Here is a 25205-nt window from a genome sequence, read left to right as displayed (position 1 = left end):
GCGGGACCGGATTTTGTCGTGTCTCTTACGGTGACGTCCGCTCGGGCGCCCTCGAACGGTCAGCCGGTGTGCACGCGCGGGCGCCGCGTCCGGTCCGGTTCCGCCTCGCGCAGGACCTCGCGGGTGACCGGGGCGACCTCGCCCTGGCCGAAGAGGAAGAAGCGGAGGAAGTTGGCGAACGGATTGCCCTCGGTCCACTCGAAGTACATGTGCGGGGTGCAGCCCGTCGTGTCGCGGACGTTGAGGAGCAGTGCGGCCAGGGCGTTGGGGATGGAGGAGGACTCCAGGGTCAGGACCCGGTAGCGGTTGTGGAGGACCTCGCCGCGCACGGTCAGGCCCGCCTCGAACTCGGAGGCGTCGAGGACCGTCACCTCGACGAAGACGAAGTCCTCTTGCTCGGGCAGATCGTTGTCGTTGCGGATCTGTTCGATCTTCTCCCGGTACTCGGCCTTGTCGCGGCGGTCGGGTTCGTTGGCGATGAAGCGGATCTTGCGGCTGGCGATGTCGCGGATGAATCGTTCCGCCATGTCGTCGAAGGTCACACTGGTCACGCGGAGTTCGAAGGCGCGGGCCAGCCGGGACAGCAGGGAGACCAGGATGATGCCGGCGATGAAGCAGGCGCCGATCTTCACACCGTCCGGGCGCTCGATGACGTTGGCGACCGTGACGTAGAGCAGGACCGCGGACACGGCCGCGAAGCCGATGGTCCAGTTGCGCTGCTGGGCGCGGCGGGCGGCGATGGTCACCGCGATCGCGGCGGAGGACATCAGGACCAGGACGCCGGTGGCGTAGGCGCCGCCCTGGGCGTCGACGTCGGCGTCGAAGATCCAGGTGACCAGGAACCCGATCAGGGTGAAGACGATCACCATCGGACGCACCGCGCGGGCCCAGTGCGGGGCCATGCCGTACCGGGGCAGGTAGCGCGGCATCAGGTTGAGCAGGCCGGCCATCGCGGAGGCGCCGGCGAACCACAGGATGGCGATGGTGGAGAAGTCGTAGACCGTGCCGAAGGCGTTGCCGAGGTATTCGTGCGAGAGGTACGCCAGCGCACGTCCGTTGGCCTGGCCGCCGGACTTGAACTCCTTCTCCGGGATGAGCACGGTGGTGATGAAGCTGGTCGCGATCAGGAACACGCTCATGATGAGCGCGGCGGCCGTCAGCAGTTTCTTGGTGTCCCGGATCCGGCCCTTCGGATTCTGCTCGGTGTCGTCGGGGTCGCCCTCGACGTGCGGCATGACGGCCACGCCGGTCTCGAAGCCGGACAGGCCGAGCGCCAGCTTGGGGAAGACCAGCAGGGAGACGCCGACCATGGCGAAGACATTGCCGTGCTCGGTGGTCAGGGCACTGGTCCAGTCGGTGACGACATGCCCCTCGGTGGCCACGTGCCACATGCCGACGACCACGACCACGGTGTTGAGCGCCAGGTAGGCCACCACCAGGTACACCGCGACGCCGATCGCCTCCAGGAAGCCCTTGAGGAACACCGCGCCCAGCAGGGCGACCAGGATCAGGGTGATCAGCATCTGCTTGTCGTGCAGCACACTCGTGAAGTGCGGGTTCTCCACCAGGTGAGTGGAGGCGTCCGCCGCCGAAAGAGTGATGGTGATCAGGAAGTCGGTCGCGGCGAAGCCGAGCAGGGCCAGGACGAACAGCTTGCCCTTCCAGAACGACAGCAGCCGCTCCAGCATCGCGATGGAGCCCTCGCCGTGCGGGCTCTCCTCGGCCACCCGGCGGTACACGGGCAGGGCGCCGAAGAGAGTGACCAGCACGAGCACGATGGTCGCCACCGGCGACAGCAGACCGGCGGCCAGGGCCGCGATGCCGGGCTGGTAGCCGAGGGTGGAGAAGTAGTCGACGCCGGTCAGGCACATCACCCGCCACCAGCGCTGGCCCTGGTGGGCGGGCTGCTCCGGTTCCGGCGCGGCCTGAGCAGCGTGCGTGCCGCCCTTGCCCATGTCGGCCAGCCCCTCCAGCATCCAGGCGCGCAGGCGACTGGGCGGAGGGTGTTCGGTGGTGGCCATCGGCGTGCTCCTGAGCTGCGGGTCAGCGTGTGGTCTGTGGCCATCACGCGGACGGCGGCACCAGCGTAAGCGGAGAGTGACGCGTGGGCCCATGGATGGAGGGGCCGTGAGCGTCAATCTTCCGTTAAGACTGGCGGGGTGAGCGGAAGCGGCGCATCAGGAACGGGTGGCCGGGAGCGGTTCGGGGTGCGTTGGGCTGTATGGGGGGCTTGGGCGGGCGGTCGGGGGTGGTGGACACCGAGCGTCACCACGGCGGGAGTCCCGCCGCGTCACACGTCCGCCAGCCTCGCCTCCTCCAGGTCCAGCGACCGCTGGAGCCGCCTGCGGGTCGTGTCGCTGATGGCGTGATCGTCGTAGAGGCGCTGTAGTTCCACCGTCTCCACGGCGATCAGGTCGCGGCGGAGTTGGCGGTAGACCAGGTCGGCGGACTCCGTGTGGGACACGTGGCCGTTGTTCTCGGAGAGGCGGTCTCGGGCGTCGTCGAGGCGGGCGTTGAGACCGCGGCGGAGTCGGTCGAGGACGACGTCCGGCACGGCCTCCAGCTCGGCGAGTTCGTCGAGGCGGCGGATGCCCGCGTCGGCCAAGTGGCAGCGGGCGGAGGCCTCTTCGCGTTCCGTGTGGTCGGGTTCGAGGGCGATGCCGGAGCGGCGGACGACGGGGGCCAGGGTGAATCCCTGGACCACCAGGGTGACCACGACGACCGAGGTGGTCAGGACGAGGACCAGGGGGCGGTCGGGCAGCGCGGCGCCGGTCTTCGTGACCTCGGGGATCGACAGGGCCGCCGCCAGGGGAAGGACACCCCGGGTGCCCGCCCAGGTCAGTACCATCGGCACCCGCCAGTTCACCCGGTGCGTCCCGCCCTTGCGCTGCAGCACCGCCGACAGCGGCGCCAGCCACAGCAGTCGTACGGCGATCAGGGTGCCCGCCACCGCGAACGCGTACAGCGGCCAGGCCCGGTCGCCGTCGGACAGGGCTTGCACCTGCGCGGGCAGCGCCAGCCCGATCAACGAGAACACCACGCTCTCCAGCAGGAACACCACCGTGCCGTAGACGGCGTTCAGTTGGAGCCGGATGCGGGCGTTGGTGAGTCGGTCGCCGTGACCGCCCAGGACGACCCCGGCGACCACGACCGAGGTCACGCCGGACGTGTGGGCGCCCTCCGCGAGGACGTAGGCCGCGTACGGCGTGACCAGGGCGATCACCGTCTCCAGGACCGGGTCCTCGGTGTGCCGCCGGATCAGTGTCACGACGTAGGCGACGGCCGCCCCGATGACCGTGCCGCCGCCCGCGAGCACCACGAACTCACCGCCCGCCGCGCCCCAGTTGGCCGCCGCCGAGGCCACGGCGATGCTCACCGCGACCCGGAACAGGACCAGCGAGGTCGCGTCGTTGAACAGGGACTCCGCCTGGACGAGCACCTGGACCCGGGGCGGCAGCGCGAGCCGGCGGCCCAGCGCGGTGACGGCGACCGGGTCGGTGCTGGCGAGGACCGCGCCGAGCACGAGCGCCATCTGCCAGGACAGCGGGGTCACCGTGGACGCCACCCAGCCCACCGCCGCCGCGGACGCGAGGACCAGGCCGATCGCGAGGATCCCGACCGGCTTCCACACCGCCTTCAGCTCGCGCCACGACATGTCCTCGGCGCTGGCGTAGAGGAGCGGCGGCAGGACGACCAGGCCGATCACATCGGGGCTGATCTCGATCGCCGGGGTGCCCGGCAGCAGGGCCACGGAGAGACCGGCGACCACGAGGAGGGAGGGCGCGGGGATGCGCCACCGGCGGGCGAACGTCGCCACCAGCGTCGCCAGTACCACGAGAGCGAGAACCGTACCGACGCCGCGCATGCCGTCCCCCTGGGGCTTGGACGAGCCCATGTGGACTCCCCGCCGACCAGACTTCCCGGCACACCGCGCTCACCCTAACCCGGCCGGGCGCCGTCAAGACAGTGTCAACGTCCCTGCGGGCAGCGCCAGGGACGCATCAAGAAGCCTGCCTGGAGGCCTGCGGAGCGCTTCTCTGGGAGGCGATGAACGACGTACTGCGACGCGGACGGCTGAAGGTCTACCTCGGGGCGGCCCCGGGTGTCGGCAAGACCTACCGCATGCTCGACGAGGCACGGCGCCGGGCCGCTCGCGGCGCCGATGTGGTGGTGGGCTTCGCCGAGTGCCACGGGCGCCCCCGCACCGAGGCGATGCTCGACGGCCTGGAGGTCGTGGCGCGGACCCAATGCGCCTACCGGGGCGGGGAGTTCGAGGAGATGGACCTCGCGGCGGTCCTCGAACGGCGCCCGGAGGTGGCCGTCGTCGACGAGTTCGCGCACAGCAACGTGCCCGGCGGCGGACGCAACGCCAAGCGCTGGCAGGACGTCGACGAACTGCTCACCGCCGGCATCGACGTCGTCACCGCCGTCAACGTGCAGCATCTCGCCTCCCTCAAGGACGTCGTCGAGAAGATCACCGGGGTGCCGCAGCACGAGACGGTGCCCGACGACGTCGTCCGCCGGGCCCAGCAGATCGAGCTGATCGACATGCCGCCCGAGGGACTGCGGCGGCGCATGGCGCACGGCAACATCTACACGCCCGAGAAGATCGACGCGGCTCTCGCCAACTACTTCCGGCCCGGAAACCTCACCGCGCTGCGGCAGTTGGCGCTGCTGTGGGTCGCCGACCGGGTCGACGAGGCGCTGCATACGTATCGTGCCGAGCACGCCATCGGCGGGGTGTGGGAGATCCGGGAACGGGTGGTCGTCGCGCTGACCGGCGGCCCGGAGGGCGACACACTCATCCGGCGGGCCGCCCGCATCGCCGACCTCCCCCACTCTCGGCTTCGCTCGACCGGGGGGACCCCCATCGCCGGCGGTGACCTGCTCGCCGTGCACGTGGCCCGCAGCGACGGACTCGCCGCCGGGGTGTCGCACGCCTCGCTCGCCCGGCAGCGCAGGCTCGTCGAGGACCTCGGCGGCAGCTACCACTCGGTGGTCGGCGACGGCGTCGCCACCGCCCTGGTCGAGTTCGCCCGCACCGAGAACGCCACCCAACTCGTCCTCGGCACCAGCCGCCGGGGCCGGTTCGAGCGGTTCCTGACCGGGCCCGGCACCGGCGAGACGGTGACTGAACTGTCCGGCGACATCGACGTCCACCGGGTCACCCACGAGCGCGCCGGACGCGGCACCCTGCTGCCCTCCCGCCGCCGTACCCTCTCGACGGCACGGCTGATTGCCGGTCCCGTAGCGGGACTTGTGCTGCCGGTGCTGCTCACCGTCTGCCTCGCCCAGGTGCGCGGCACGGTCAACCTCACCAGCGAGGCCCTGCTGTTCCTGCTCGCCGTGGTCGGGGTCGCCTGCATAGGCGGTGTCACCTCGGCGGTCATCGCGTCGTTGACGGCCTCGGTGCTGCTCAACTACTGGTTCATCCCGCCCATCGGGCAGTTCACCCTGGACGACCCCAACGCCCTTCTCGCGCTAGGGGTGTTCACGGTGGTGGCGGCCACCGTGGCCGCCGTCGTCGACCGTTCGCTACGACTGTCCCGGCGCTCGGCCCGTGCCACCGCCGAGGCCGAGACCATGTCCTCCCTCGCGGGCAGCATCGTGCGCGGCGGCCAGACGATCCCGGCCCTCTTGGAACGCACCCGCGAGACCTTCGGCACCGAGTCGGCCGAACTCGTCGACGAACCACCGGACCACGAGGTCGGCAGTGGTGTCACCACCGTCCCGGCCGGCCCCGGCGCCTTCCTCGTCCTGCGCGGACGCACCCTCTCCTCCTCGGAACGGCGCGTCCTGGCCGCCTTCGCCGCCCACGTCGGCTCCGCCGTCGAACGGGCCCAACTCGCCGAAGCAGCCGCCGAGATAGAGCCGGTGAAGGCCGCCGACCGGCTGCGTACGGCGCTGCTGCGGGCCGTAGGACACGATCTGCGGACACCGCTCGCGGCGGGCTGGGCGGCCGTCACCTCGCTGCGCGGGCGGGACGTGGAGTTCTCGGACGAGGACCGGGACGAACTCCTCGCCACCGCCGACGAGTCCATGGCCAAGCTGAACCGGCTGCTGGAGAACCTCCTCGACTTGAGCCGCCTGGAGGCGGGCGCGCTCCCGCTGAACCTGCGGGCCACCAGCCTGGAGGAGGTGCTGCCGATGGCGCTCGCCGACGTGCCCGACGTGGATCTGCGGGACGTGGAGTCTATTCCGCCGGTGCTCGTCGATCCGCCGCTGCTGGAGCGTGTGATCGCCAACCTGGCCGGCAACGCGGCCCGGCACACCCCGGCCGGGCGCCGGGTCATGGTCACCGCCAGCGCGCTGGGCGGGAGAGTGGAGTTGAGGGTCGTGGACCGAGGGCCCGGGCTTCCAACTACCGGCCGCGAGCGTCTCTTTGAGCCGTTCCAGCGGCTCGGCGACACGGACAACACCACCGGCCTCGGGCTGGGACTCGCCCTCGCGCGCGGCCTCACCGAGGCGATGAACGGGACGCTCACTCCTGAGGACACACCGGGGGGTGGTCTGACGATGGTCGTGTCGTTGCCGCTGGCCGAATGGGCGGACCCCTCAGCTTCAACAGTGGTGGCTACTCCAGGCCGGACACCTTGAACACGGTCTCCGCGGTCTCGCGCTCGACGCGTTCCGCGATCCGGCGCAGCGCGGTCGCCCCGCAGGTCAGCGTGCCGGAGTCGAGGGACCGGCGGGAGCCCTCGGCCAACAGGTGCCACACATCGGGGTTGTTGACCAGCACATCGGGGTCGATCTCGACCCGGCCCCCGAACTCGTCCCGCAGCAACAACCGTTGAGAGACCCCGTCCAGACACCGCACCGACACGAGCCGGTCCGTGCGCACGTGTCGTTCACGCAGCAGCCCGCGCGAGGAGAGCCAGCCCGCGCCCGCCCGGACCCGTGCCGGGTAGAGCACCACGAAGAGCAGCAGTGCCACGGCGAACCAGAGCGCGGCGCGCCAGAGGGTGAGCCGACCGCTGAACTGGTCGACGAGCAGCAGGAGTCCGAGCAGCGCGCCCGCGCAGCGGAACGTGTCGCGCAGGTCCCGCGCCCACCGTCGATCGTGCGCCCCTGCGTCGTGCGGGTGTCCCATGGTGGCGACCGTAGAGATTCCCGGCGTACGGAAGCCCGGCCTTGACGGGACTCTGACGGGTGTCCGGTGGTTCTTGACGCCCTCGCAGCGGTCGGCGGCGGTTGCCCTGGTCACACGCTCGTCAAGTTCCCGTCAAGGAACGCGTGTTCGGCGCGAAGAAGCCGCAAGGAGAAGGGGAAACCGGCGGCGACGGGACAGAACCTGGAGCGCACCCGCGCGTTCCCGCCACCGCGCGTCCGTACGTGAAGGAGCCACCAGCATGACCGTTCTGACCGTCCAGCCGGGCGAGACGCCAGCCGACGAGGAGCCCCCGGATACCGGCGAACGCCATCGGCTGACCGCCCTCGCCGGGTTCGCCGCCCTCTCCCTGGACGCCATGGCGTCGGTCGCCTACGGTCCCGAGGCGATCGTCCTCGTGCTGGCCGCCGCCGGTGCGCACGGGCTCGGCTTCACCCTGCCGGTCACGCTCGCCATCGCCGCCCTGCTCGCGGTGCTCGTCGCGTCGTACCGGCAGGTCATCGCGGCCTTCCCGGACGGCGGCGGTTCGTACGCGGTGGCGAAGACCCACCTGGGCGCGCGGACGAGTCTGGTGGCGGCGGGCTCGCTGGTGCTCGACTACGTCCTGAACGTGGCCGTGGCCGTGACCGCCGGAGTCGCGGCGCTCACCTCCGCTTTCCCCTCGCTCTACGGTGAACGGCTGTGGCTCTGCCTGGCGGTGTTGACACTGCTCACAGGTGTGAACCTGCGCGGGATCGCCGAGTCGGCGCGGGTGTTCATCGTGCCGACCGTCGTGTTCGTCGGCTCGATCTTCGTCCTCATTGTGGTCGGCCTTTTCCGCGATGGGCCTGTGAACCGGGTCAACAGCGAGTCCGTGGTGACCGGCAACGCCACAAGCGTCGGCGTGCTGCTCCTGCTGAAAGCTTTCGCCTCCGGGTGCAGCGCCCTCACCGGCGTCGAGGCCATCGCCAACGCCGTGCCCTCCTTCCGCACACCCCGCGTGAAGCGGGCCCAGCGCGCGGAGGTCGCCCTCGGCGCGGTGCTCGGCGTGATGCTGATCGGCCTGTCCGTCCTGATCTCCCGCTTCCACCTCCAGCCCGTCCAGGGAGTCACCGTCCTCGCCCAGCTCGCGGACGCCTCCCTCGGCCACAACTGGGCTTTCTACGTCATCCAGTTCGCGACGATGATCCTGCTCGCCCTGTCCGCGAACACGTCCTTCGGCGGGCTGCCGGTGCTGCTGAAGCTGCTCGCCCGTGACAACTACCTCCCGCACGTCTTCGCCCTCAAGGCCGACCGCCAGGTGCACCGGCACGGCGTGCTCGCGCTGGCCGCGGTCTCGGCCGTCCTGCTGGTCTTCTCCGGCGGCGACACCAACACCCTCGTGCCGCTCTTCGCGATCGGCGTCTTCGTCGGCTTCACCGTCGCCCAGGTCGGCATGGTCCGGCACTGGCGCGGCGAGCGCGGCACCGGCTGGCGCGGCAAGGCCCTGCTGAACGGCTTCGGCGCGATCCTCACCGGTGTCGCGGCGATCGTCGTCACCGCGAGCAAGTTCGAGGAGGGCGCCTGGCTGATCGTGATCACCCTGCCGCTGCTCGTGCTCGCCTTCGAGACCGTGCACCGCGCCTACGCGCACATCGGCGAACGGCTCGGCCTCGGCCGTGTCCCGGAACCGCCGCACCGCGACCGGTCCGTAGTGATCGTGCCCGTCTCCTCCCTCACCCGGCTCACCTCCGAGGCGCTGACGGCCGCCGCCTCCCTCGGCGACGAGGTCCGCGCCGTGACCGTCTGCTACCCCGACCCCGAGGACCGGGCCCACCTCCACGCCCTGGAACGCGCCTGGGCCCAATGGGACCCCGGCGTCCCCCTGGTCCGCCTCACCTGCGAACGCCGCACACTGGGCCGCCCGATCGCCGCGTACGTACGCGACGTGTCGGCGTCGGAACCGGACACCCGCGTCACCGTCCTGATCGCCGAGGTGGAGCCCGTCCGGCTGTGGCAGAGACTGCTGCAGAACCAGCGCGGGGCCGTCGTCGCCCATGCCGTACGACGGGACACGGACGCGGTGATCTGCCGGCTGAGATTCCGGCTGTTCTGACGCGGGGGGTGTGGTGCGGGCGCACTGTTTCGCCGCCGGGGTGCGGCGCTCGCGCCTGCCCCTGCGCTTGCCGCACGGCGTCGGTGCAAAGCCGCTCGTGGGTCGGTGCCGCGTCGGCGTAGAACGCCTGCGGGTCGGTGCCGACGTTCGGCTCAGACCCGCCGCGGGCCGGCGCCGGCGCTGTCGTAGATCCGTCTGCGGTCGGGCGTCAGCGCCGCCGAAGAACCGCCCCCGGGCCGGCACCAGTGTCGTTGTAGATCCGGCTGTGGACCGGTGCCGGCGGCGCCGTGGATCCGCCTGCGGCAGGGTGTCAACGCCGCCGTGAAACCGCCCGCGAGCCGGCACCGCCGCCGCCGAGAACCGCTCGCGGGCCGGCGCCCCACACCGCCGTAGAACCCCGCTCGCGGGCCGAAGCCCCGCCCCGCCGTAAGAGTCGCGTCAAAGGCGTATGCGCCGCCGTAAGGGACCCGTCAACGGTGGCCATATCCGGTCACGGGCGCGGTTACCTCTAAGCGTCCGTTCCATCCGAACCTCATTCCAGGAGCTCACGATGGCCGATCTGGCCTTCGTCGTCACCACGATCGCGGTCTTCGCGCTGGTGGCCCTCGTCGCCAAGGGGGTGACGAAGCTGTGACCGCCGAGAACATCGTCGGCCTCGTCGTGGCCGTCGCCCTGCTGGGCTATCTCGTCCTCGCCCTGATCTTCCCGGAGAGGTTCTGAGCAGCGTATGGGTCCCGTCCTTGCCGGTGTGCTCCAGCTCATCGCCCTGATAGCGGCGCTGGCGCTCGCCTACGTCCCCCTCGGCAACTACATGGCCAGGGTCTACTCCTCCGACAAGCACTGGCGTGTCGAGAAGTGGATCTACAAGGGCATCGGTGCCGACCCGAACACCGAGATGCGCTGGCCCGCGTATCTGCGCGGCGTGCTCGCCTTCTCGGCGGTCGGTGTTCTCTTCCTCTATCTGCTCCAGCGCATCCAAGGGATCCTGCCCGGCTCGCTGGGCTTCTCCTCGGTCAACCCGGCGCAGTCGTTCAACACGGCCGTGTCGTTCGTGACGAACACCAACTGGCAGTCGTACTACGGCGAGCAGACCATGGGTCACGTCGTGCAGACCGCCGGCCTGGCCGTGCAGAACTTCGTCTCCGCGGCCGTCGGCATCGCCGTCGCGGTGGCTCTCGTACGCGGCTTCGCGCGCTCCCGTACCGGTGAACTCGGCAACTTCTGGGCCGACTTGGTGCGCGGTGTCATCCGCATCCTGGTGCCCGGCTCGATCATCGCCGCGCTCGTGCTCGTCGCCTGCGGTGCGATCCAGAACTTCTCCGGCATTCACGAGGTCGGTCAGTTCATGGGCGGCCACCAGCAGTGGAACGGCGGTGCGGTCGCCTCGCAGGAGGCGATCAAGGAGTTCGGCACCAACGGTGGCGGTTACTTCAACGCCAACTCCGCCCACCCCTTCGAGAACCCGACCCCGTTCACGAACCTCTTCGAGATCTTCCTGCTGCTGGTGATCCCGTTCGCGCTGACCCGCACCTTCGGCGTGATGGTCGGCTCGATCAAGCAGGGCTACGCGATCCTCGCCACCATGGCCACCATCTGGGTCGGCTTCGTGGCCCTCATGATGTGGACCGAGTTCGCCCACCACGGCGCGGCGCTCCAGGCCGCCGGCGGTGCGATGGAGGGCAAGGAGACCCGGATCGGTGTCGGCGCCTCCTCGATCTTCGCGGTGTCGACGACGCTGACCTCGACGGGCGCGGTGGACTCCTTCCACTCCTCGTTCACCGGGCTCGGCGGCGGAATCACCATCCTGGGCATGCAGTTGGGCGAGATCGCACCCGGTGGTACCGGCTCCGGCCTCTACGGAATGCTGATCATGGCGGTCATCGCGGTGTTCATCGCCGGACTGATGGTCGGCCGTACGCCCGAGTACCTGGGCAAGAAGATCGGCACCCGCGAGATGAAGCTCGCGGCCTGCTACATCCTGATCACCCCGGCCCTGGTGCTGATCTTCGCAGCCGCTTCCATGGCGCTGCCGACCCCGCCGCACTCCATGCTGAACTCCGGCGCGCACGGCTTCTCCGAGGTGCTGTACGCCTTCACCTCCGCCGCCAACAACAACGGCTCCGCCTTCGCAGGCCTGAACGCGAACACCGACTGGTTCAACACCATGACCGGACTCGCGATGGTCCTCGGCCGCTTCCTGCCGATGGTGTTCGTGCTGGCGCTGGCCGGTTCGCTCGCCGAGCAGAAGCCGGTCCCGGCGACGGCGGGCACCCTGCGCACCGAAAAGCCGCTGTTCACCGGCCTGTTGGTGGGCGCGATCCTCATCATCACCGGTCTGACCTACTTCCCGGCGCTGGCGCTGGGACCGCTGGCCGAGGGGCTGGCGTCATGAGCACCCGCACAGACAACCAAGAGGACTCGATGTCCACAGCCACTCCGACCAGGGCGCCGCACAGCGATGTGCCGACCGGTCACAAGGAAGAGGGACGTGTCGGCGCGGGTCTGTTCGACCCGAAGCAACTGATCAAGTCCCTGCCCGACGCCTGCCGCAAGCTCGACCCGCGGGTGATGGTCAAGTCGCCCGTCATGTTCGTGGTGTGGATCGGGTCCGTGCTGACCACGATCTTCTCCTTCAAGGACCCTGGCGACTGGTTCGGTTGGGCGATCAGCGCCTGGCTGTGGCTGACCGTCATCTTCGCCAACCTCGCGGAGGCCGTCGCCGAGGGCCGCGGCAAGGCGCAGGCCGACACCCTGCGCAAGGCCAAGACCGACACGGTGGCCCGACGGCTCAACGGCACCGTCGAGGAACAGGTCCCCGGCACCGAACTCCGCATCGGCGACCTGGTCGTGTGCGAGGCGGGCGACATCATCCCCGGCGACGGTGACGTCGTGGAGGGCGTGGCGAGTGTCGACGAGTCGGCCATCACCGGTGAGTCCGCGCCCGTCATCCGCGAGTCCGGCGGCGACCGTTCGGCCGTCACCGGCGGTACGAAGGTCCTCTCCGACCGTATCGTCATCAAGATCACGACGAAGCCCGGCGAGACTTTCATCGACCGGATGATCGCCCTGGTCGAGGGCGCCGCCCGGCAGAAGACGCCCAACGAGATCGCCCTGAACATCCTGTTGGCGTCCCTCACCATCGTCTTCCTGCTCGCGGTGGCGACCCTGCCGCCGTTCGCGGACTACGCGGGCACGCACCTCACGTTGATCGTGCTGGTGGCCCTGCTGGTCTGTCTGATCCCGACCACGATCGGCGCGCTGCTCTCCGCGATCGGCATCGCGGGCATGGACCGGCTGGTGCAGCGCAACGTACTGGCCATGTCCGGCAGGGCAGTCGAGGCCGCGGGCGACGTCTCGACGCTGCTGCTCGACAAGACCGGCACCATCACCCTCGGCAACCGCCAGGCCTCCGAGTTCGTGCCCGTCCCCGGCACCACCGAGGCCGAACTCGCCGACGCCGCCCAGCTCTCCTCGCTGGCCGACGAGACGCCCGAGGGCCGCTCCATCGTCGTCCTGGCGAAGGAGAAGTACGGCCTGCGCGAGCGCCACCAGGGCGAGTTGGCCCACGCCGAGTGGATCGCCTTCACCGCCCAGACCCGTATGTCGGGCGTGGACGTCGACGGGCGCAAGATCCGCAAGGGCGCGGCCGGTTCGGTCGTCACCTGGGTCCGGGAGCGGGGCGGCGAGGTGTCCGAGGACGCCGGCGCGCTCACCGACCGGATCTCCGCGGCCGGCGGCACCCCGCTGCTCGTCGCCGTCGAAGACACCGAAGGCGCACGGGTGTTGGGCGTCATCCACCTCAAGGACGTCGTCAAGGCGGGCATGCGCGAGCGGTTCGACGAGCTGCGCCGCATGGGCATCAAGACCATCATGATCACGGGCGACAACCCGCTGACCGCCAAGGCGATCGCGGACGAGGCCGGCGTCGACGACTTCCTCGCGGAGGCCACTCCCGAGGACAAGATGGCGCTCATCAAGCGCGAGCAGGCCGGCGGCAAGCTGGTCGCGATGACCGGCGACGGCACGAACGACGCGCCCGCGCTGGCCCAGGCGGACGTCGGCGTCGCGATGAACACCGGCACGTCGGCCGCGAAGGAGGCCGGCAACATGGTCGACCTCGACTCGAACCCGACCAAGCTCATCGAGATCGTCGAGATCGGCAAGCAACTCCTCATCACCCGGGGCGCGTTGACGACGTTCTCGATCGCCAACGACGTAGCGAAGTACTTCGCGATCATCCCGGCGCTGTTCGCGGCCGTCTACCCGGGCCTGGACAAGCTCAACGTGATGGGCCTGTCCTCACCGGACTCCGCCATCCTGTCGGCGGTCATCTTCAACGCGCTGGTCATCATCGCGCTCGTGCCGCTCTCCCTGCGGGGTGTGCAGTACCGGCCGGTCAGCGCCGACAAGATGCTGCGCCGCAACCTGACGATCTACGGCATCGGCGGGCTGATCGCGCCCTTCATCGGCATCAAGATCATCGACCTCCTCATCTCCCTCATCCCCGGGCTGTAACTTTTTGAAAGCGTGCTGATCGGCTATGAACAACTCGGTATCCAACACAGCCCGGTTGCTCTGGGCGGGCCTGCGCGCCCTGCTCGTGCTGACCCTGGTGACGGGCGTCATCTACCCGCTGGTCGTCACCGGCATCGCCCAGGCGGTCTTCCCCGGCAAGGCGAACGGCTCGGAGATCAAGGCGGACGGCAAGGTCGTCGGCTCGTCCCTGATCGGGCAGTCGTACAACCTGCCGTTGAAGAAGGGCCAGGAGACCCCGGATCCGGATCTGAAGTGGTTCCAGGGCCGCCCGCAGAACGGTCTCGGCACCAACAGCATCAACACGCAGTACTCGTTGATCCTGTCCGGCGCCACCAACCTCTCCGCCGACAGCAAGGTCCTCGTCCAGCAGGTCAAGGACGCCAAGGCCGCCGTCGTCAAGGACAACTCGGTGCCCGGCTACACGGTCAAGGCGTCCCAGGTGCCCGCCGACGCCGTCACCTCCTCCGGCTCCGGTCTCGACCCGGACATCTCCCTGGCGTACGCGGACCTCCAGGTCCACCGCATCGCCGAGAAGAACGGCCTGACCGTCACCCAGGTGCGGAAGCTGGTGGACGACCACACCGACGGCCGCACCCTCGGCTTCATCGGTGAGCCGACGGTGAACGTGCTGGAGCTCAACATCGCGCTCAAGTCCCTTGTGACGAAGAGCTGATGGCGTTACGCGACCGGCAGGGGAGTCGGCGGCCCGGGAGGGATCCCGGCACCGCCGACTCCCGGTGCCATGCCAGGGACCACACGAAAGGCACACCCCCATGACACGGGTGTTGGTGGTGGAGGACGACCCGCAGCTCGTACGGGCCCTCGTGATCAACATGCAGGCCCGCCAGTACGGCGTCGACGCCGCCCCCGACGGAGCCACCGCGCTCCGGCTCGCGGCCGCGCGGCAGCCGGACGTCGTGATGCTCGACCTCGGGCTGCCCGACATGGACGGCGTCGACGTCATCAAGGCGCTGCGCGGCTGGACCCGGGTCCCGATCCTGGTGCTGTCCGCCCGGCAGGCCTCCGACGAGAAGGTCGCCGCCCTCGACGCGGGCGCCGACGACTACATCACCAAGCCGTTCAGCATGGACGAACTCCTCGCCCGGCTACGGGCCGCCGTCCGCCGCGTCGAGGACGTGCCGCTCGCCCCGACGACCACCCTCGTCACCACCGACGACTTCACCATCGACCTGCTCGCCAAGAAGGCCACCCGCGACGGACACGACATCCGGCTCACCCCCACCGAGTGGCATCTGCTGGAGATCCTGATCACCAACCCGGGCCGGCTGGTCACCCAGAAGTACCTGTTGCAGGAGGTGTGGGGGGTGACCCAGAGCAACAAGACCAACTATCTGCGGGTCTATATGGCCCAGTTGAGAAGGAAGTTGGAGGGGGACCCGTCGAGCCCCCGCTATCTGATCACCGAGCCCGGCATGGGCTACCGCTTCGAAGGATGACATGGGACGCGGCAAGCTCCGGATCTACCTCGGCGCGGCACCGGGCGTCGGCAAGACGTACGCGATGCTGTCCGAGGCACACCGCCGAATCGAGCGGGGCACCGACTGCGTGGTCGCCTTCGTCGAGCACCACAACCGGCCGCGCACCGAGGTGATGCTGCACGGCCTGGAGGAGATCCCGCGCCGCGAACTCGCCTACCGGGACACGACGTTCACCGAGATGGACGTCGACGCGGTCCTCGCCCGCCACCCCGAGGTGGCCCTCGTCGACGAGCTGCCGCACACCAACATCCCCGGCTCCCGCAACGCCAAGCGCTGGCAGGACATCGAAGAGCTGCTGGCGGCCGGCATCGACGTGATCTCGACCGTCAACATCCAACACCTGGAGTCCCTGGGCGACATCGTCGAGTCCATCACCGGCGTACGGCAGCAGGAGACCGTCCCGGACGAGGTAGTCCGCCGGGCCGACCAGGTCGAACTCGTCGACATGTCACCACCCGCGCTACGGCGCCGGATGGCCCACGGCAACATCTACAAGCCCGACAAGGTCGACGCCGCCCTCTCCAACTACTTCCGCCCCGGAAACCTCACCGCCCTGCGGGAGTTGGCGCTGCTCTGGCTCGCCGACCGGGTCGACGCCTACCTCCAGGAGTACCGCAGCGAACACCGCGTCTCGGCGATCTGGGGCTCGCGCGAGCGGATCGTCGTCGGCCTGACCGGTGGACCCGAGGGCCGCACCCTGATCCGCCGGGCCGCGCGCCTCGCCGAAAAGGGCGCGGGAGGCGAGGTGTTGGCGGTCTACATCTCCCGCAGCGACGGCCTGACCTCCGCCTCCCCGAAGGAGCTCGCCCAACAGCGCACCCTGGTCGAGGACTTGGGCGGCACCTTCCACCAAGTCGTCGGCGAGGACATCCCGGTGGCCCTGCTGGACTTCGCGCGCGGGGTGAACGCCACCCAGATCGTCCTCGGTGTCTCCCGCCGCAAGGGCTGGCAGTACGTCTTCGGGCCCGGCGTCGGCTCGACGGTCGCCCGTGAGTCCGGTCCCGATCTCGACGTCCACCTCATCACCCACGACGAGGCGGGCAAGGGGCGCGGACTGCCCGTGAACCGGGGCGCGCGGCTCGGGCGGGCCCGTATCGTCTGGGGCTGGCTGGCCGGAATCGGCGGACCGCTGCTGCTGACCTGGCTGTTGAGCGGTGTCGCCCCCGAAGTGGGCCTGGCCAACGACATGTTGCTGTTCCTGTCCCTGACCGTGGCGGCGGCCCTGCTCGGCGGACTCTTCCCCGCACTGGCCTCGGCGGCGGTCGGATCGCTGCTGCTCAACTGGTACTTCACCCCGCCCGTGCACACCTTCACCATCGCCGACCCCAAGAACATCGTCGCCATCGCGATCTTCGTGGCCGTGGCGGTGTCGGTCGCTTCGGTGGTCGACCTGGCCGCGAGGCGCACGCACCAAGCGGCCCGGCTGCGCGCCGAGTCGGAGATCCTGTCCTTCCTCGCGGGCAATGTGCTGCGCGGCGAGACCAGCCTGGAGGCGCTCCTGGAACGGGTCCGGGAGACCTTCGGCATGGAGTCCGCCGCCCTGCTGGAGCGCGCGAGCGACGTCGAACCCTGGACCTGCGCGGGCAGCGTGGGCCCCCGCCCCTGCCAGAACCCGGAGGACGCGGACGTCGACGTACCGGTGGGCGACCACATGGCCCTCGCCCTCTCCGGCCGGGTCCTGCCGGCCGAGGACCGCCGCGTCCTGGCCGCCTTCGCAGCGCAGGCCGCCGTGGTCCTGGACCGCCGTCGCCTCCGCGAAGAGGCCGACCAGGCACGGGCGTTGGCCGAGGGCAACCGCATCCGCACGGCACTCCTCGCCGCCGTGAGCCACGACCTGCGCACCCCGCTGGCAGGCATCAAGGCGGCCGTCTCCTCGCTCCGTTCCGAGGACGTCGCCTGGTCGGACGAGGACCGGGCGGAACTCCTGGCCGGCATCGAGGACGGCGCCGACCGCCTCGACAACCTCGTCGGGAACCTCCTCGACATGTCCCGCCTGCAGACCGGCACGGTCACCCCGATCATCCGCGAGGTCGACCTGGACGAGGTGGTCCCGATGGCGCTGGGCGGGGTCCCCGAGGACAGCGTCGAACTCGACATCCCGGAGAGCCTGCCCATGGTCCCCGTCGACAAGGGCCTGCTGGAACGCGCGGTCGCCAACATCGTCGAGAACGCGGTCAAGTACAGCCCGGAGCGAACTCCCGTACTGGTCAAGGCGAGTGCCATCGCCGACCGCGTCGAGATACGGGTGATCGACCGCGGCCCCGGCGTCCCCGACGCGGCCAAGAACCGCATCTTCGAACCCTTCCAGCGCTACGGCGACGCCCCGCGCGGCGCCGGAGTGGGCCTCGGCCTCGCTGTCGCCCGCGGCTTCACCGAGGCCCTCGGCGGCACACTCGGCGCCGAGGACACCCCCGGCGGCGGCCTCACGATGGTGCTCAGCCTCCGACTCGCCCCCGCCCAGGACCTTGCCGACACCTCAGGAGCCACCTACAGTCCCGCTCCGTAATGTTCGCCCATCGGCCCGAAACTTTCGAAGGCGGGCCGGACGGAGAAGCGGGGACACATGCGGACCTACGACAACCCTGTCATCGGCGGCTTCCATCCCGACCCCAGCGTGTGCCGGGTCGGCGAGGACTACTACCTCGCGTGCTCCAGCTTCGAGTACTTCCCGGGGGTCCCGCTCTTCCACAGCCGGGACCTGGTGCACTGGCGCCAGATCGGCAACGTACTCGACAGACCAAGCCAGTTGGACCTGCCGGACGACACCCCGGCCTCGGCGGGCATCTACGCCCCGACCCTCCGCCACCACGACGGCCGCTTCCACCTGATCACCACCGACGTGGGCGGCAAGGGCAACTTCCTCGTCACCGCCGACCGGCCCGAGGGCCCCTGGTCGGACCCGGTACTCGTCGACATGCCCGGCATCGACCCCGACCTGGCCTGGGACGACGACGGCACCTGCTGGTGCGCGGTGGCCGGGGTGAAGGTCGCCCGTATCGACCCGGCGACCGGCAAGCTCCTGGAGGGCCCGCTCCCCGTCTGGTCCGGCACGGGACTCCAGCACCCGGAGGCCCCGCACCTCTACCGCGTCGGCGACTGGTGGTACCTGATGGTGGCCGAGGGCGGCACCGCACACGGCCACAGCGTCTCGATCGCCCGCGCCCGCTCCCCGCGCGGCCCCTACGAACCGGCCCCTGCCAACCCGATCCTCTCCCACCGCAGCACGGACCTCCCCATCCAGAGCACCGGCCACGCCGACCTGGTCACGGCCCCCGACGGCACCTGGTGGATGGTGCTGCTCGGCACCCGCCCCCGGGGCTGGTTCCCCGGCTTCCACGTCCTGGGCCGCGAGACGTTCCTGACCCCGGTGGAATGGGTGGACGGCTGGCCCCGGGTCGGCCCCGTACAGGAACGGCACCCGGCTCCGGCGGCCTGGCACCCCGTCCAACTCCCGCCGGTACGCGACGACTTCGACGCCCCGACCCTCGCCGCCTCCTGGATCTCCCCGCGCGGCAGGCGGGACGACAGTTGGTCGCTGACCGAGCGGCCGGGCTGGCTGACGCTGCGCGGTGAGGCGGGTCGGGTGTTCCTCGGACGCCGACAGCAGCACCCCGACTGCCGCGCGACGGTCCGGCTCGACCCCGGCTCCGGACGCGCCGGCCTGTCCGTCCGCATGGACGAGGCGCATCACTACGACGTGGAGGTCGCCGGGGGAGTGGCGAGTGTGGTGGCGCGGATCGGCCCGGTGCGGCAGGCGGTCGCGGAGCAACCCGTGCCGCCAGGGCCGGTCACTCTGGCCGTCGACATCGGTACGGCGGGCGTCGGCACGCGCGGCCCCGACACCCTCGCCTTTTCGGTGGAGGGCCCTCAAGGTGCCGTGGAAATGGCGAAGTTGGACGGACGCTATCTGTCCACGCAGGTGGCGGGGGGATTCACCGGACGGGTGATCGGCATGTATGTCGCCGAGGGTGAGGCGGACTTCGACTGGTTCGACTATGAGGAGGCGCTGGGAAAGCGGCCGACTACGGAGGGTGATTGACCCCGGAAATGCGTCGGGGCCGGTGCGCACCTCGTGTGTGCGGCCGGCCCCTCATGTTCTTGAAATGCTCAAGCGGCAGTCATCACCTGACGGTGTGGGGCGATGATCTGGCCGTCGGGCAGGAGCTCACCGGTGTCCTCGAACAGGAGAACGCCATTGCACAGCAGGCTCCAGCCCTGTTCCGGGTGGTGCGCCATGAGGCGGGCGGACTCCCGGTCGGCGGATTCGGCTGTGGGACACGGTGGCTGGTGCTTGCACATTGGTGGGATCTCTCGCTCTGTTGTGGTCATGTCCGTCCCCCGTGGTGTTGAGTCGGTCCGAACCCAGTGTTGCCCCATGGACGTCAATCCGCAGGGATTTAGCAGCACCGCTTCTCACAGGTTCAAGACGCATCACCCGCGCGGACGGTTCATCCCAATTCCCGGCTCGTACGAGCTATTTCGTGCTCGGACGAGCGTTACGAGCGTGAAAGGGCCGGAAACGCGATCGTACCCCGCCGCCGGGAATTCGGTGACGGGGTACGAGAGTGACGGCGAGGGAAAGTCAGGCGGGCGAACCGAGCAGCGGCGCGGGAGTCACCCGATGGGTCAGCAGCGGCAGCAACTCGGCGACCCGGTGCGGTCGGTGGGCCGCGATGCCGGGCGGTGCCGGGGCCAGCGGGACCAGCAGATCGGACGCGACGGGGTGGCCGTCGGCGCCGTCCGCGGTGGGGTCGCCGTGCAGCCAGAGTGTCAGCATGTAGAGGCCGGGCACGGAGAGGAGGCGCGGCTGGTGGGCGCCCTTCATGTTCTCGGCCTGGCGCAGCGCGCGCTCGGTGGAGGCGATGTACGGGCCCTCGAAGAAGTGCGAGAACGCCCAGCCGTCGGGGGTCAGCATGGTCTCGGCCGCGGCCACCGCGCGGTCACCGCAGCGGATCAGGAAACGCCACCCGGCCAGCCGGGTGACCGCCGTCCCCTCCGCGGTGACGCGCTCCAACACATGGAGGGGCAGCGGGAGTTCGGGTGTTGCCGGCCCCTGGGCCGCGCGCAGGGACGGGGTTCGGGCCTCGCGGACTGCGGTGGGGGAACCGAGTGCCGTGAGAACGGAGCGCAGGGCGGGCGCGGGAGCCGGGGGGACATGCAGCGGCATGGTGGGTCGCCTCTCATTCGACAGGCACTGGTGGCACGAGGGCGGGGCGGGGGCGGACGGCGCTGTCAGCTCTCGGGGTCAGGGAGGCCGGGGCCGGGTTCCGTGCACATGGGTAGGGCCTGCCGCACGTCACCTCGACGGCAGGTTCCGGGACCGTGGGCGCCAACCTTCTGCCTTGTTCGCGGAGTTTATACGACACGTGTTCAGACGATGTTTCATCTAACCGTTTCCCGTATGAACAACAAGGGCCTATTCGGCCAGGGATTCACGGGAATCATCCCGGTTCCGAACCGGCTCCGCGGCGATGACCTCGGGATATGTCTCCGATGGGGTCGGCCAATTGTCGTCGGCGTTTTTCACGAGGTCTTCATTGCGGACGGAACTGCATGTGCCGCATGCCTCGCGAATGTGCCGCGGGTCACGTCCGACCAGAGTAGCTGGCCCCGGGCCGGTACGGGGACGTTATCGATCGCCAGGTCTGGGCATCATCCTTCCTGACCCAGGGACGAGGAGGTGACGCTTCGATGGGTGAGAAGGTCGTGGCAGGGCCGTTCGAACTGGCCGACCGGCAACGCTACCGCGCCAAGCTGCGGCGCTGTCTGACGGGACTGGAGCGGCTGCTGGCCGAGAAGCGGTTCGACCGCCCCAGGAACCTCATGGGGCTGGAGATCGAACTGAACCTCGTCGGCTCCGACGGCATGCCGAAAATGCTGAATGGGCAAGTACTGGAACGCATCGCGAGCCGAGATTTCCAAACAGAACTCGCCATGTTCAATCTGGAAGTCAACATTGCCCCACATCGATTGGACGGCCGGGTATTCGACCGGCTAGCCGAGGAGATCCGCACGTCACTGGCATATGCCCACCGGAAAGCCGGCGAGGTCGACGCCGGAATACTGATGATCGGCATTCTGCCGACACTCGACCGGGACGACCTGGTCTCCTCCAACCTCTCCGCGGTCGACCGCTACACCCTGCTGAACGATCAGATCGTGGCCGCCCGCGGCGAGGATTTCGTCCTCGACATCGAAGGCGTCGAGCACCTCACGTGCACCTCGGGCTCCATCGCGCCCGAGGCCGCCTGCACCTCCGTGCAGTTGCACCTCCAGGTCACCCCCGACCGCTTCGCGGACGTGTGGAACGCGGCCCAGGCCGTCGCCGCCGTCCAGGTCGCCGTGGGCGCCAACTCGCCCTTCCTGTTCGGCCGTGAGCTGTGGCACGAGTCCCGCCCCCCGCTCTTCCAGCAGGCCACCGACACCCGCCCGCCCGAACTCCAGGCCCAGGGCGTCCGCCCCCGCACCTGGTTCGGCGAGCGCTGGGTCACCTCGGCGTACGAGCTCTTCGAGGAGAACCTGCGCTACTTCCCGCCCCTGCTCCCCATCCACGACGACGAGGAACCCCTCGACGTGCTCGACGCCGGCGGCATCCCCACCCTCGCCGAACTCGTCCTGCACAACGGCACGGTGTACCGCTGGAACCGCCCGGTCTACGGCATCGCCGACGGCGTCCCGCACCTCCGCGTCGAGAACCGCGTCCTGCCGGCCGGCCCCACCGTCACCGACGTCATCGCCAACACCGCCTTCTACTACGGCGTCGTCCGCGCCCTCGCCGAGGAGTCGCGGCCGGTGTGGACCCGGCTGCCCTTCGAGGCGGCGGCCGCCAACTTCGACACCGCATGCCGCCACGGCATCGACGCCCGCCTTCTCTGGCCCCGGCGCGGGCGGCTCGGCGGCACCAACGAGATCGACGCGGTGGCCCTCGTACGCGACGAACTGCTGCCGCTCGCGGAGGCCGGTCTGGACGCGTGGGGGGTCGAACCGGCCGACCGGGACCTGTACTTGGGCGTGATCGACGAACGCTGCCGGCGCCGGGCCAACGGCGCGACCTGGCAGTCCGCCACGTTCCACCGCGCACTGGAACAGGGCCACACGAGGGAAGCCGCGCTGGCCGCCACCACTCGCCGCTACAGCGAGCTGATGCACCTCGGGGAGCCGGTCCACACCTGGCCGGTGGGGCTGCCGGAGCCGCTGGGGTGAGGCGTGGGGGGTGGGGTGAACTGACCCTGTTTCAGCCCGCGTTGGCGGACGCACCCGACGCGCCCGCGGCCACGATGGCCTGGAGGATCACCGACTGGATCTGTGCCGGGTCGCTCACCTCGTGGCCCGAGCCGCCGGTCGCCTCGGCGATCTGCCGGGCCTCCTCCTTGTCGGCCTCCGGGCCCACCGCGATCATGATGAGGGGCACCGGCCTTTCAGGGCTGGCGAGTTGCTTCAACTGCCTGACGAGGGCGGTGCGGGAGATGCTGCCCGGGTCCTGATTGACCCCGTCGGTCAGGATGACCAACGCGTTGAACTTCCCTTTCACATAAGAGGACGTGGCCGCCCTGTACGCGGCGAGCGTGGTGTCGTAGAGCCCGGTCGCCCCGCCCGGCACCGGCTTCAGCGAGCCGAACGCCGCTGACAGGGCGTCCCGTTGGGTGCCGTCGCCCTTGCGGTCGCCGAGCCGCTCGGTCGGCACCAGGACGCGGTAGTCCTTGTTGCCGTCGAGCTTCGTCGAGAACTCCCACAGCCCGATCTCGTCCTCGGGCGTGAACGTGGCCAGTGCCTGCAGCAGCGAGGCCTTCGTGACATCCATGCGCGACTGGCCGGTCCCCGGCACCTTCTCCGACATCGAGGCGGACGCGTCGACGACCGTGGTGATCCGCGCGCTCTGCACCGTGATCGTCCAGGTGCCCAGGGCCTCTTGGAGCGCCGCGTCGGAGGCGGGCTCGGCCGCCGCCACGGCGTACGGCTGCGGGCTGCTGCCGCCGGCCTGGGCGACGACGGCCTTCGGCGCGGACTCGTCGTCCGTGCGGAAGCCGTACTTCTCCAGGAGCTTCTGCTGCGCGGGTTGGCCCAGATAGGTCAGGAACCGGATCGCGGCCCGGCTCTGGTCGGTCGTCAGCCGCTCCTGGTCGACGAGGTTGTACGGATAGTCGAGCCGAGGGGAGCCGTCCTTCGGATAGAACAGGTCCAGGCTCCCGCCGCCGTCGGCCGACGCGTTGTACGCGAACGCCGACTGCTCGCTCAGCACCAGCGCCTGGTTGCGCTTCGGATTGCCCTGCTCGGTGCCCGAGGAGTCGCGCGGCAGGGTGTCCAGCACCTGACCGTCGGTGTCCGAGATCCGCTGCGACAACGTCTTCATCATCGCCGCCGCCTGCGTGGCCCCGCCCTTGACCTTCGCCGCGGCCGTGCTCAACTGCGTCAGCGCCAGCAGCCCCGTCGCGCTGCGCGCCGGATCGGCCGCGCCCAGCTTCAGCGAGTCGTCCGTCAGGGTGGCCCCGGCCAGATCCAGCCAGGTGTACGTCTTCTGCGGCCATCCCAGCGATTTCGCGGCGGCCGGGACCATCGCCACACCGACCGGCGTGGAGGCCACGTTGCCCGCGGGGGTCACCTCCGTGGCAGCGCTGTCGGCGGCCGACGAGACCTCGTTCACCCACAGCTCCGAGTCGGGCACCCAAACCTGTGCGTCCGGGTGCTTGCCCGCCTTGAGCGTGTCCGCGAACTTGTACGACTCCTGGGCGGTCACCGAGATGTTCAGACACTGCCCGTCGGACGTGATGCCCTGGTCACGGGCCTGTCCGGCCGCCGCGCGCAGGGCGGGAGCCAGATCGGGGGAGGCGGCGAGCTTCAGCCGTACCGCGTCCTTGCGGCAGGAGGAGCCGAAGGAGAGCAACCCGCTCTGCACCGCCACGGCGGTACCGCCGGCGATGGTCAGCACGAGGACCGTGGCGATGGCCACCGTACGGCGGCGCGCGCGAGGACGGGGGTCGCTGCCGCCCGCCCGGTCCTGATCGGGCAAGCTGTGACGTCCCATGACGGTGGTGCCCCTCCCTGTTGAACCTCGTGCCACCGTCTCCCCCAACGGCCTGTCGAGCACGATCTTCGTAAGTTCTTTCGAGACCCTAGCGGGACGAAGATGGGCATGAGGCGGGAATTCCGAACTGAAGGCAGGTGCGCAGGTGGAGGCAGGGCAGGTGGCCGAAACTTTTCCGCTGGAGCGGCCCACACGGCGGATTCTCCGGTCCGAGGCACTGCTCGTTCTGGGGCTTTCGCTCGGTGCGAGCGGTGTGTCCGCCCTGATCAGTTTTGTCGGATCGGTCACGAAACCGGGCGGCCTCAAGGATCAGGCCGCCACCCTCAACGCCTCTGCCGCGCCGGGCCGTCCCTGGCTGGATCTCGCCTGGCAGTTGTTCGGGATCGCGTCGGCACTCGTCCCCGTCGCGCTCGTCGCGCACTTCCTCCTGCGGGAGGGCGAGAGCCTGCGCACGATCGGCTTCGACCGCACCCGGCCCTGGCCCGACCTGGGACGCGGGGCTGCGATCGCGGCGGTCATCGGCAGCACCGGCATCGCTTTCTACCTGTCCGCCCGCGGCCTCGGCTTCAACCTCACGGTGGTGCCGGAGGCGCTGCCCGACGTCTGGTGGAAGTACCCGGTCCTGATCCTCTCCGCGATGCAGAACGCGATCCTCGAAGAAGTGATCGTGGTGGGCTATCTGCTGCGCAGGCTGGGCCAGTTGGGCTGGACGCCGGGCACCGCGCTGGTGGCCAGTTCCGTACTGCGCGGTAGCTACCACCTCTACCAGGGCATCGGCGGCTTCGTCGGCAACATGGTGATGGGCGTGGTCTTCGTCTACCTGTACCGCCGTTGGGGCCGCGTGGGTCCCCTGGTGGTGGCGCATTCCCTGCTCGACATCGGGGCGTTCGTCGGCTATGCGCTGCTGGCGGGGAAGGTCGGCTGGCTGCCGACGGCGTAAGTCCCGGGAGGGGCGGGTCCGTTGCG

The 25205-nt window shown here is 69.9% G+C and carries 17 protein-coding genes; 11 read left to right on the top strand and 6 right to left on the bottom strand.

What is annotated here, in order from left to right:
* Nucleotides 1-59 precede the first annotated feature (59 nt).
* Nucleotides 60-2021 carry an amino acid transporter gene (locus tag OG223_RS10305; protein WP_329245577.1) on the bottom strand — a complete coding sequence of 654 codons (1962 nt, stop codon included), beginning with the start codon at nt 2019-2021 and terminating at the stop codon, nt 60-62.
* Between the two features lie 269 nt (nt 2022-2290).
* Nucleotides 2291-3895 (bottom strand): Na+/H+ antiporter, encoded by a 1605-nt coding sequence (locus OG223_RS10300; protein WP_329245574.1) that lies wholly within the window; start codon nt 3893-3895, stop codon nt 2291-2293.
* A 152-nt stretch (nt 3896-4047) separates the two neighbouring features.
* Between OG223_RS10300 and OG223_RS10295 the strand changes: the two genes are divergently transcribed.
* Nucleotides 4048-6597, top strand: coding sequence for an ATP-binding protein (locus OG223_RS10295; RefSeq protein ID WP_329245571.1), 2550 nt, complete (start codon nt 4048-4050; stop codon nt 6595-6597).
* Here OG223_RS10295 and OG223_RS10290 read toward each other — a convergent pair.
* Nucleotides 6575-7090: a hypothetical protein gene (locus OG223_RS10290; protein WP_329245568.1), complete on the bottom strand. Its 516-nt coding sequence runs from the start codon at nt 7088-7090 to the stop codon at nt 6575-6577. The genes OG223_RS10295 and OG223_RS10290 overlap by 23 nt on opposite strands.
* A 259-nt stretch (nt 7091-7349) precedes the next feature.
* Here OG223_RS10290 and OG223_RS10285 point away from each other — a divergent pair, with 259 nt between their 5' ends.
* The 8 genes from OG223_RS10285 (at nt 7350) to OG223_RS10250 (ending at nt 19256) form a co-directional block, all read left to right on the top strand.
* Nucleotides 7350-9182 (top strand): APC family permease, encoded by a 1833-nt coding sequence (locus OG223_RS10285; RefSeq protein ID WP_329245565.1) that lies wholly within the window; start codon nt 7350-7352, stop codon nt 9180-9182.
* A gap of 630 nt (nt 9183-9812) precedes the next feature.
* On the top strand, nt 9813-9902 hold the full coding sequence (kdpF, locus tag OG223_RS10280; RefSeq protein WP_016434100.1) for a K(+)-transporting ATPase subunit F: 90 nt from the start codon (nt 9813-9815) through the stop codon (nt 9900-9902).
* Nucleotides 9903-9909: 7 nt separating this feature from the next.
* Complete coding sequence (gene kdpA, locus OG223_RS10275) at nt 9910-11574, top strand: potassium-transporting ATPase subunit KdpA (protein ID WP_329245560.1); 1665 nt, start codon at nt 9910-9912, stop codon at nt 11572-11574.
* Nucleotides 11575-11603: 29 nt separating this feature from the next.
* Nucleotides 11604-13697, top strand: coding sequence for a potassium-transporting ATPase subunit KdpB (kdpB, locus tag OG223_RS10270; protein ID WP_443073833.1), 2094 nt, complete (start codon nt 11604-11606; stop codon nt 13695-13697).
* Nucleotides 13698-13722: 25 nt separating this feature from the next.
* The gene (locus tag OG223_RS10265) at nt 13723-14391 is read left to right on the top strand and encodes a potassium-transporting ATPase subunit C (protein ID WP_329245555.1); all 669 of its coding nucleotides are present in this window, start codon (nt 13723-13725) and stop codon (nt 14389-14391) included.
* A gap of 100 nt (nt 14392-14491) precedes the next feature.
* Nucleotides 14492-15175 carry a response regulator transcription factor gene (locus tag OG223_RS10260; protein ID WP_329245553.1) on the top strand — a complete coding sequence of 228 codons (684 nt, stop codon included), beginning with the start codon at nt 14492-14494 and terminating at the stop codon, nt 15173-15175.
* A gap of 1 nt (nt 15176) precedes the next feature.
* On the top strand, nt 15177-17723 hold the full coding sequence (locus OG223_RS10255; protein ID WP_329245550.1) for a sensor histidine kinase KdpD: 2547 nt from the start codon (nt 15177-15179) through the stop codon (nt 17721-17723).
* 57 nt (nt 17724-17780) lie between these two features.
* The gene (locus OG223_RS10250; protein WP_329245547.1) at nt 17781-19256 is read left to right on the top strand and encodes a glycoside hydrolase family 43 protein; all 1476 of its coding nucleotides are present in this window, start codon (nt 17781-17783) and stop codon (nt 19254-19256) included.
* A gap of 68 nt (nt 19257-19324) precedes the next feature.
* On the opposite strand, the gene OG223_RS10245 is transcribed toward OG223_RS10250, so the two are convergent.
* Together OG223_RS10245 and OG223_RS10240 are read right to left on the bottom strand one after the other, a co-directional pair.
* Nucleotides 19325-19516, bottom strand: a complete 192-nt coding sequence (locus tag OG223_RS10245) for a DUF5999 family protein (RefSeq protein ID WP_329245543.1) — start codon at nt 19514-19516, stop codon at nt 19325-19327.
* A gap of 283 nt (nt 19517-19799) precedes the next feature.
* A complete protein-coding gene (locus tag OG223_RS10240) occupies nt 19800-20384 on the bottom strand; it encodes a hypothetical protein (protein WP_329245540.1) in 585 nt (194 codons plus the stop codon).
* 524 nt (nt 20385-20908) lie between these two features.
* On the opposite strand from OG223_RS10240, the gene OG223_RS10235 reads away from it, so the two are divergent.
* The gene (locus OG223_RS10235) at nt 20909-22420 is read left to right on the top strand and encodes a glutamate-cysteine ligase family protein (RefSeq protein WP_329245537.1); all 1512 of its coding nucleotides are present in this window, start codon (nt 20909-20911) and stop codon (nt 22418-22420) included.
* A gap of 31 nt (nt 22421-22451) precedes the next feature.
* On the opposite strand, the gene OG223_RS10230 is transcribed toward OG223_RS10235, so the two are convergent.
* Nucleotides 22452-24239 carry a substrate-binding and VWA domain-containing protein gene (locus tag OG223_RS10230; RefSeq protein ID WP_329245534.1) on the bottom strand — a complete coding sequence of 596 codons (1788 nt, stop codon included), beginning with the start codon at nt 24237-24239 and terminating at the stop codon, nt 22452-22454.
* A gap of 160 nt (nt 24240-24399) precedes the next feature.
* Here OG223_RS10230 and OG223_RS10225 point away from each other — a divergent pair, with 160 nt between their 5' ends.
* Nucleotides 24400-25179, top strand: a complete 780-nt coding sequence (locus OG223_RS10225) for a CPBP family intramembrane glutamic endopeptidase (RefSeq protein WP_200684407.1) — start codon at nt 24400-24402, stop codon at nt 25177-25179.
* The last annotated feature ends 26 nt before the right edge of the window (nt 25180-25205 follow it).

The organism is Streptomyces sp. NBC_01478 (assembly GCF_036227225.1).
GTDB lineage: Bacteria > Actinomycetota > Actinomycetes > Streptomycetales > Streptomycetaceae > Streptomyces.
This window is presented reverse-complemented; position numbering and strand designations above follow the sequence as displayed.

Bases quoted from the DNA above. Each gene is read 5' to 3' on its own strand.
- OG223_RS10265 (WP_329245555.1), top strand. From the start codon at position 13,723: ATGAACAACTCGGTATCCAACACAGCCCGGTTGCTCTGGGCGGGCCTG.
- OG223_RS10285 (WP_329245565.1), top strand. From the start codon at position 7,350: ATGACCGTTCTGACCGTCCAGCCGGGCGAGACGCCAGCCGACGAGGAG.
- OG223_RS10250 (WP_329245547.1), top strand. From the start codon at position 17,781: ATGCGGACCTACGACAACCCTGTCATCGGCGGCTTCCATCCCGACCCC.
- OG223_RS10235 (WP_329245537.1), top strand. From the start codon at position 20,909: ATGGGTGAGAAGGTCGTGGCAGGGCCGTTCGAACTGGCCGACCGGCAA.
- OG223_RS10300 (WP_329245574.1), bottom strand. From the start codon at position 3,895: ATGGGCTCGTCCAAGCCCCAGGGGGACGGCATGCGCGGCGTCGGTACG.
- OG223_RS10245 (WP_329245543.1), bottom strand. From the start codon at position 19,516: ATGTGCAAGCACCAGCCACCGTGTCCCACAGCCGAATCCGCCGACCGG.
- OG223_RS10295 (WP_329245571.1), top strand. From the start codon at position 4,048: ATGAACGACGTACTGCGACGCGGACGGCTGAAGGTCTACCTCGGGGCG.
- OG223_RS10260 (WP_329245553.1), top strand. From the start codon at position 14,492: ATGACACGGGTGTTGGTGGTGGAGGACGACCCGCAGCTCGTACGGGCC.
- OG223_RS10255 (WP_329245550.1), top strand. From the start codon at position 15,177: ATGGGACGCGGCAAGCTCCGGATCTACCTCGGCGCGGCACCGGGCGTC.
- OG223_RS10290 (WP_329245568.1), bottom strand. From the start codon at position 7,090: ATGGGACACCCGCACGACGCAGGGGCGCACGATCGACGGTGGGCGCGG.
- kdpA (WP_329245560.1), top strand. From the start codon at position 9,910: ATGGGTCCCGTCCTTGCCGGTGTGCTCCAGCTCATCGCCCTGATAGCG.
- kdpB (WP_443073833.1), top strand. From the start codon at position 11,604: ATGTCCACAGCCACTCCGACCAGGGCGCCGCACAGCGATGTGCCGACC.
- OG223_RS10240 (WP_329245540.1), bottom strand. From the start codon at position 20,384: ATGCCGCTGCATGTCCCCCCGGCTCCCGCGCCCGCCCTGCGCTCCGTT.
- OG223_RS10230 (WP_329245534.1), bottom strand. From the start codon at position 24,239: ATGGGACGTCACAGCTTGCCCGATCAGGACCGGGCGGGCGGCAGCGAC.
- OG223_RS10305 (WP_329245577.1), bottom strand. From the start codon at position 2,021: ATGGCCACCACCGAACACCCTCCGCCCAGTCGCCTGCGCGCCTGGATG.